The sequence below is a fragment of the Pedobacter sp. ASV28 genome (assembly GCF_016428855.1).
Taxonomy (GTDB): domain Bacteria; phylum Bacteroidota; class Bacteroidia; order Sphingobacteriales; family Sphingobacteriaceae; genus Pedobacter.
The window spans coordinates 1-8,259 of record NZ_JAELTN010000112.1; the positions used below are offsets into that span (position 1 = coordinate 1).

An 8,259-nucleotide genomic window follows, 5' to 3' on the forward strand; every position below is an offset into this window, starting at 1 on the left:
TCGTGACCAATACCGATGGCAAGACTACCTATACGCCTGGTACCACCAATACCTACACCTTTGTGGTGACCAACGGCGGGCCAAGTGATGCGCCAGGTTCGGTGATCACTAATACCTTACCTACTGGTGTAACGGGCACTTGGACTGCTGTCTACGCAGGTGGTGCAACAGGCACTGCAAATGGAGCGGGCAGCATCAACCAAACGGCCAATATTCCAAGTGGTGGCTCGGTAACCTACACCTATGTGGTGAACGTACCATCGTCATTCACGGGCGACTTTGTGAACACGGGTTCTGCGGCAACTGCAACAGGCATTACGGATCCAACTCCTGCAAACAACACGGCGACGGATACGGATACCCAAGTAAGCATAGTAGATTTGGTAGTCACCAATACCGATGGTAAAACTACCTACACTCCAGGTACCACCAATACCTACACCTTTACAGTAACCAACAATGGTCCTAGTAATGCACCAGGTTCAAGTATTACCAATACCCTACCTGCTGGTTTAACCGGTACCTGGACGGCAGTTTATGCAGGTGGCGCAACAGGCACAGCTAATGGAACGGGCAACATCAACCAAAACGTTGATATACCAAGCGGTGGCTCGGTAACTTATACCTATGTGGTGAACGTGCCGTCAAGTTTTAAAGGAGATGTCGTAAACATTGGTACTGCTACACCTGCACCAGGTATCACCGATTCGAACACAACCAATAATACCGCAACCGATACGGATGCTCAAAATAGCATTGCTGATCTATTGGTGACCAATACCGATGGCAAGGCTACCTATACCCCGGGTACCACCAATACCTACACTTTTACAGTGACCAATAGTGGACCGAGCGATGCGCCAGGTTCAGTGATCACTAATACCTTACCTACTGGCGTTACGGGCACTTGGACTGCTGTCTACGCAGGTGGTGCAACAGGCACTGCAAATGGAGCGGGCAGCATCAACCAAACGGCCAATATTCCAAGCGGTGGTTCGGTAACCTATACTTATGTGGTAAGCGTGCCATCATCGTTCACGGGCAACTTTGTGAACACGGGTTCTGCGGCAACCGCTACGGGCATCACCGATCCAACCCCTGCCAACAACACGGCAACCGATGTGGATGCTCAAAATAGCATTGCTGATCTATTGGTGACCAATACCGATGGCAAGACCACTTATACCCCAGGCACCACGAACACCTACACCTTTGTGGTGACCAACGGTGGGCCAAGTGATGCACCAGGTTCAACCATTACCAATAATTTGCCTGCTGGCGTTACGGGTACTTGGACTGCTGTCTACGCAGGTGGCGCAGCAGGTGCAGCTAATGGAGCAGGCAGTATCAGCCAAACAGTTGATATCCCAAGCGGTGGTTCGGTAACCTATACCTATGTGGTGAACGTACCGTCATCTTTCACGGGCGACTTTGTGAACACGGGTTCTGCGGCAACCGCTGCAGGTATTACCGATCCAACCCCTGCCAACAACACGGCAACCGATACGGATACACAGGCAAGTATTGCAGATCTTGCGGTCACCAAAACAGCCAGTTCGCTAAGTCCACTGGTAGACGGTCAAATTACCTTTACTATCGAGGCGAAGAACTTTGGTCCAAGCCAAGCCAATGGTGTAACGGTAACCGACCTGTTGAGCAGTGGTTACACCTTTGTAAGTGCCAATACAAGCAAGGGAGGCTATACTGCTAACAATGGTGTTTGGACAATTGGTCAAATGGCACCAAACAGTACCGAAACCCTAACCATTGTGGCCATGGTAAATGCTAATCAAAGCAGCTACCAAAACCAAGCAGTTATTGCGGGTCTGGAAACAGATCCGGTAACCACTAATAATACTTCAACAGTTACACCAGTTCCTGTGAAAATTATTGATTTGGCCATTACGCAAACCATCAGTACCACTACCCCAAGCAATAATGGTTTAGTAACCATGACACTTACCGCAAGAAACCTAGGTCCAAGCAATGCAACTGGCGTACAAGTAGCCGATCTGATCAAAGCTGGGTTTAATTTGGTAAGCAATACCCCAAGCAAGGGAACGTATAATGCCACCACTGGTATTTGGTTAATTGGCAACTTAAATGCAGGCGAAGCCCAAACCTTAGTGTTTACCGCTAGGGTAAATACAACTGCTGCAACTGCCGACTACATCAATACAGCAGTAATTAGCGGAACGGAAACCGAAACTACGTTAGTCAACAACACAGCTACCGTTACAGTGGTTAAACCTCCAATGGCCAATAACGATAGCGGCACCACTATACCGAATACCCCAGTGGTGATTGATATTTTGGCCAATGATGTACCAGGCGGCGCTCCACTGCGTAACCAAACGGTAACCATCACTACGCAACCATTGCATGGTACGGTAACCGTAGATCCAGTGACTGGCAAGGTAACTTACACACCAGCATTAAATTATTACGGACCAGATGAGTTCTATTACACCGTAACTGATGCAAATGGTGCGGTAACCAATATTGCCAAAGTAACGATCGATATTAAGGATAATCCGAAAATTGGTGTGGCCAAACAATTGGTTTCATCTACCAAAGCGGTAAATGGTTCTTACAATATCGTTTACAGGTTAACCGTAGGCAACTATGGAGTTGCCCCACTAAACCAAGTGAGTATCAAAGATGATCTTAGAAATACTTTCTTGGGACACACCATCAGGGTAACGAATATCAAATCGTTGGGTGCACTTCAGGTAAATACAGCTTTCAACGGTTCTACCGATATTGAAACCCTAGCTGCAAACAACAGTTTGGCGGTAGGTCAAAAAGAACAGATCGAGTTCACAGTAAACGTGACCTTAAACAATGGCGGGTCAAAATTCTTGAACATTGCAAACGCAGAAGGTACTTCGGTAACGGGTATTAAAACCACCGACGTTTCTACCAACGGTTTAAGCCCAGATCCTAATAACGACGGTAACGTAAGTCCATCTGAACCAACGCCTGTTGATCTGCAAAGACCTAAGGAGTTCATCCCAGGAGGCTTCTCGCCAAATGGTGATGGTACCAATGACAAGTTCGTGATTGAGAATACTGGTTTCAAACGCCTGTCATTAGAAGTGTTCAACAGATGGGGTAATCGTGTTTACAGAAGTAATGACTATAAGAATGATTGGGATGGAAGATGTACAGAAGGTATTTCGATAGGACAAGACCTTCCAGAAGGTACCTATTTCTATATCGTCATCCTTGATGGAAAAGAAAAATACGTTGGTAACATTACTTTAAAACGATAAGCAATGAAAAAGTATATCATTATAACCTTTATAGCCTCTTTATTCGTTGGACAAGTAAATGCTCAACAAGAGGCGATGTATTCGCAATACATGTTCAATACCTTGGCCATCAACCCAGCTTATGCAGGCAGTAGGAATGTTATTTCTGCCACCGCTTTGTACCGTAGCCAATGGGTTGGTATTGACGGCGCTCCAGAAACGCTTACTTTTACCATAGACGCACCTTTACATAACAAAAGAGTTGGTTTAGGATTGCAGGTATTCAGTGATAAAATTGGGGTAACACAAAATTCTGGTGCCCTGGCCAGCTATGCCTATAGACTACGCATGGAAAAAGGTACACTAGCCTTTGGTCTACAAGCGGGCTATAGTCAATATCGCGCTGGTTTAAGCTCGGTTCCACTGAATACGTTCAGTGGGCCAGATGTGGCCTTTGCCAACGACATTAACAAAGGCTTGCTCAATTTGGGTGCTGGGATCTACTATAACAGTGATCGGTTTTACGTGGGTTTATCTACCCCCCAATTGTTAAACAACCAGCTAAATAATTTCACGGTAACCAACGACAATGTTTTTAGAGGACAGGCCCTGCATTTATTCTTAGCTTCGGGCTATGTGTTCCCGCTAACTACCGATTTTGATTTGAAACCTTCGATTTTGATCAAAGGGGTGAAAGGCGCTCCGATAGAGGCAGATCTGAACGCCAACTTATGGATCAAGCAGGTGTTCTCCATTGGATTTCAGTACAGGACCAGCGCAGATATTGCGGCCATGGTAGAAGTACAGGCCAGCCCACAATTTAGGTTGGGCTATTCCTATGACCGCAGTACAACCAAATTGGTCCAGTTCAACTCGGGCAGTCATGAAATTATGTTGCGCTACGAGTTCGGATTTGAGCGAGGTAGAACCATTTCCCCAAGGTATTTTTAAAAGACGGTAAAATGAACAGATATCTAAATAGATTGATTATATTGATTGTGCTTTCGCTATGCTCACTATATAGCTTTGCCCAGAACAAGCAGGTTGCTGAATCTTTAAAAAGAGCAGAAAAGGAATATGCATCCCTAAGATATGCCTACGCCATCCCTTTGTTGGAAGAGGTACTCAAAGCAGCACCTAACGAAGCTAAAGCAATTGAACTTTTGGCCGATTCGTATCGAAGAACACTAGACTATGCCCGGGCAGCTGCTTGGTATGCCAAGTTAGTGCAACAAACCACCATCAAACCAGAATGGGCCTTACGCTACGCCGAAGTGCTTGCCAATAACCAAGCATACGTGCAGTCAGAAAATTGGTACAAAAAATATTTGGAACTGGTGAGTAACGATAGTCGTGCTATGGCTTTTGCCAAGGCTTATCCAAGTGTGGACACTTTCATGAAAAACAAGAAAAGATGGAACATTGGGTTTGCGAATATCAACACCGCTTTGTCGGAGTATGCGCCAATGTATTATCAGGACGGTCTTTTATTTGTAAGTAACCGCAAAACAGATCAACTGACCAAAAATGTTTTCGGATGGGACCAAACCCCTTTTTCTGATCTTTACTTTGTAGATCGTGTAGAGAAAGTTAAAACGGTTAATGTAGATAGCGTGATGTTGGCTGTACGTAAGGACGCCTCCCTTGGCAAAAAGTTTTACAGGATAAATGACGATGATACGCGTAATACCAGTAACGATAGCAGAACCGTTGCTTATAGCAGTGCCGTTTTAAACGACACTTTAGCCAAAGCCCTAGGTGCAGATGCGATTGTAAAGCGCTTTACAGGCTTTGTAAACACTAAATACCATGAAGGCCCAGCAGCTTTATTGCCTGATGGCACCTTGATGTTTACGCGTAACAACTATTTCAAAGGAAAGGCGAAAAAGAGTGCCGAGGGCATCATTAAGTTAAAGATGTTTACCGCGACAGCCCCTGGACTGGATGAGGTGAAACCTTTTCCATATAACAGCGACGAATACTCGGTTGGCCATCCAGCCTTAAATAGTACTGGCACGCTTTTGATTTTTGCTTCGGACATGCCAGGTGGCTACGGTGGTACGGATTTATACTATTGCACCAGAGCTTCGGTAAATGACGAATGGGCCAAACCTGTAAATATGGGCAGGACCATCAATACTGAAGGCGATGAGCTTTTTCCTACGCTGTACAAGGACCAACAGCTTTTCTTTTCCTCTACTGGTCACGTTGGACTGGGCGGATTGGATATTTTTGAAATAGCCTTAAACGGTACCAACCCCATTGCAAGTCCTGTGAACCTGGGTGCTCCAGTAAACTCATCTGTAGATGATTTCTCACTGGTGCGCAACCAAGATGGCGGGCAGGGATTTTTTACTTCTAACAGAAGGGGCAATGATGATATTTATACCTTTAGCTATCAGGATTACAAGATCATTCTAAAAGGTACAGTGACGGAGAAACTGTCTGGACAACCTATATCCAATATCAATATAGCTGGGGCAAATCATGCGCAAAGGTTAAATATTAAAACGGATGCCAATGGCCGTTTCACTTACGAACTGCCCAAACAAACACTTACCTCACTAGCCTTTGACGTACCTGGTTATACCAAAAAGGAAATCAGTGTGTCTACCAACGACATAGATACCGACACGATCCTGATCAGAAATATAGCCTTGGAAAAAATCGAACAGATTGCCCAGGTACCTGTTTTGAAAAAAGACTGTGATTCTATTCGCCAATTGTTAAAACAGTTCATTATCTACTATGACCTTGATAAATCTTTCATCCGTAAAGATGCCGCAGCAGTGGCCGATAAACTGGCGATTTTCTTAAAGGGAAATCCTCAATTTGATCTGGTTGCTTCCAGCTATTGCGACAGCAGGGCCTCTTTTGACTATAACATTAAACTATCGTTGAGAAGGTCACAATCTGCCAAGCAATATTTGGTGAACAAAGGCATTGCCGCCGATCGTATCAAGATCCGTTACTTTGGTGAACAGGATTTGGTGAACCATTGTAAGGACGGCGTAAGCTGTACCGAACAACAACAACAGTTGAACCGTCGTACCCAGTTTTTCCTCTTCTACAAAGGGAAAATGGCAAGTGATCTCGATTGTTCAGCGCTTCTGTCTGTAAAATATTAGCAAGGTTAGTGGGTTTTGCCAAGATGCCTGCAAAGCCCACTTTCTCTGCTCTAAACTTTCCCGATCCTTTACCTAAATAATGGTTTGGGATATGTACCGTAACATCTAAATCATAATACGGGATGAATTACTATTGAGAGGACTATCAATGCTCAAAGTAATCCATTTGAAAATTCTCCTCTTAATGATTTTATTTTCAATTTATTGAAAATCATTTGTTTATGTTAACTGATGATTATTCCATTATTTGACTTCCAGCTCTTTAAGGGCTGCATTGTTTTTTATGAAATAATTAACCGCTGCTACCTTGAGGCCTCAAAACTGAAGTCGATTGACCAACACTAAGCTAGGCGAGAGGTACTTGCTTGATGTTTCCGCGGCTATCTTGATATGGATGCATCCGAGAAAATGTAGGCAGTGAACCTGATGCTTCCTGTTTGCAGGTAATGTTGCGGTAAAACCGGGCGGAGCCTTTTCAAAGTGTTATTGTATAAAGAGTAGATTGATTGACTATAAAAAGGATATTTATTTGAAACGGGGCCAACCAATAATTTTGTAATTTTATTGTATTTACAGCGAGACCATCTTACCCGTTCCTTATTGCCTTTTGACGGACATATTTATCGTCTGACTATGCTATTAGGTAGTTCGTCGATTACGGTTACGTATCATATATAGTTGTATGGCTTTGCCCTGAAATGATATCGAATTTAATACTGGCCAAAAACATTGGGTTGGTTACATTTTATAAGCGATCATTAAATAAAACAGAGCAGCACCTGGTACTACTCTGTTTTTACAAGTTATGTTATGCTAGCCATACTGATGCTTTTATGCAGTATGGCTAATTATTGAAAGTATTTCGAAAGATCATTTACTTTGCCACCTGATATAAAAACGCTTCTTGCACCGGCTACTACCGCCGTTGTCCTTGCATCGGTAAGGATCAATAACTTCGATTTTCCAGCCTCAAAATTGAGCCTGTTTTCAGGAAAGTCGACATATGCTGAAGTAACCCGGCCTTCATTAGGTTTGATCGTAAAACCAGTAAGGGTTAACGGGCTACCAGGATTGTAAGGTTCAACATTTGTTCCTTTTTCATATATATCAAAACTATAGATGTATTCCGGGCCCGGCAATGGTGGCAGCTCAATCGCATTAAAAGACCCGTCTTTTGGTAAGGTAAACCTGATCTCGGGTGTGACCTTTGTCCCCACTGCAGTAACCGCACTCGACAAAAGCCTGGTGTAAAATACAAGATCAACATCAACGCCTTTAAACTGATTTGGAAATGAGGTTTCGAATCGGGCACTGATCATCATATTAGACGGATTAACAGGCGGATCAAGCTTTACATTATCGACTATTTTTGTGCCGTCAAAGAAATAGACGATATTCTGCCTTGCAACTGACGACTCGATCGTTTTAGTAAGCAGGACAGTTGTTTCCCCTTTTTTACGGATGGAGATCTCCCTTGTAGTGCCTTTATCGATCAGGATAGTACTTACCTTATCTACAGCGCCACTGTTTGAATAAAATACCACTCCATCTATTAAGAATTCGAGTTCGCCAGATAGGGAAAAACCTTTGATTCCAAGTGAAATGGTATTGTTGTATATTTTGTTACCATCATAATAAATATGGATATTCTGCTCAAATGGTGCAGCAGTAATTGCTTTTGTCAGCAATATTTCTGAGGCTCCCTTTTTTCTGACTTTTAGATCACCAGGTTGATCATTAAGGGTAATTAACGTATTGATGTTTATACCATTTGAATTGATGATCTTACTCTCTGCAATAACACTGTCCTTATACAGATATTCCAGATCAACCTCGGAAGTTCCGGAAATATTTAATTTAACAAGTTTGAGTGGTTC

Annotated in this window: 4 protein-coding genes; 3 read left to right on the forward strand and 1 reads right to left on the reverse strand. The window is 43.6% G+C overall.

Annotation, left to right across the window (positions count from 1 at the left end):
• The 3 genes from JHD79_RS22205 to JHD79_RS22215 form a co-directional block, all read left to right on the forward strand.
• A partial coding sequence (locus JHD79_RS22205; protein WP_199121555.1) for a gliding motility-associated C-terminal domain-containing protein occupies positions 1-3,275 on the forward strand: 3,275 nt, incomplete at its 5' end.
• 3 nt (positions 3,276-3,278) lie between these two features.
• On the forward strand, positions 3,279-4,205 hold the full coding sequence (locus tag JHD79_RS22210) for a type IX secretion system membrane protein PorP/SprF (RefSeq protein ID WP_199121556.1): 927 nt from the start codon (positions 3,279-3,281) through the stop codon (positions 4,203-4,205).
• 11 nt (positions 4,206-4,216) lie between these two features.
• Complete coding sequence (locus JHD79_RS22215) at positions 4,217-6,382, forward strand: OmpA family protein (RefSeq protein ID WP_199121557.1); 2,166 nt, start codon at positions 4,217-4,219, stop codon at positions 6,380-6,382.
• An 848-nt stretch (positions 6,383-7,230) separates the two neighbouring features.
• Here the strand turns inward: JHD79_RS22215 and JHD79_RS22220 are convergent.
• The coding region (locus tag JHD79_RS22220; protein WP_199121558.1) for a hypothetical protein at positions 7,231-8,259 on the reverse strand (1,029 nt) is incomplete at its 5' end.